The sequence below is a fragment of the Kitasatospora sp. SC0581 genome (assembly GCF_048159585.1).
In the GTDB taxonomy this organism is placed as follows: Bacteria; Actinomycetota; Actinomycetes; order Streptomycetales; family Streptomycetaceae; genus Kitasatospora.
In genome coordinates this window covers 1-371 of record NZ_JBLRWA010000220.1, presented here as the reverse complement: position 1 = coordinate 371, position 371 = coordinate 1, and the positions used below count along the sequence as shown (strand labels likewise).

Annotated in this window: 1 protein-coding gene; it reads left to right on the top strand. The window is 73.3% G+C overall.

Annotated features, from left to right (window positions below; all coding sequences use genetic code 11):
- Nucleotides 1–152: 152 nt before the first annotated feature.
- The coding region (locus ACLWS4_RS37865; RefSeq protein WP_416876554.1) for an FAD-dependent oxidoreductase at nucleotides 153–371 on the top strand (219 nt) is incomplete at its 3' end.

Here is a 371-nt window from a genome sequence, read left to right as displayed (position 1 = left end):
GCCGAAGGTCGCCGAGTGTTATCCACAGGTCGGTGGCGAGGCGGTGGCTGAAGTCGCCGGGGAGGGACAGAATCGAGCTGTGAGCCGGACCGCAGGGCCCGGTTCGCGTGCTGTGACGACGGGGAACGACGGGGGACGACGGGAGGCAAGCCGTGAGGACAGCGACACTGGGACCCGCCGAGCGCGCCGAGGCGCTCGCGGCCATGGCCGAGCGCGAGCTGGACGTGCTGGTGGTCGGCGCCGGGGTGGTCGGCGCCGGGACGGCGCTGGACGCCGTCACGAGAGGCCTCTCCACCGGCATCGTCGAGGCCCGCGACTGGGCCTCCGGAACCTCCAGCCGGTCCAGCAAGCTCATCCACGGCGGCCTGCGC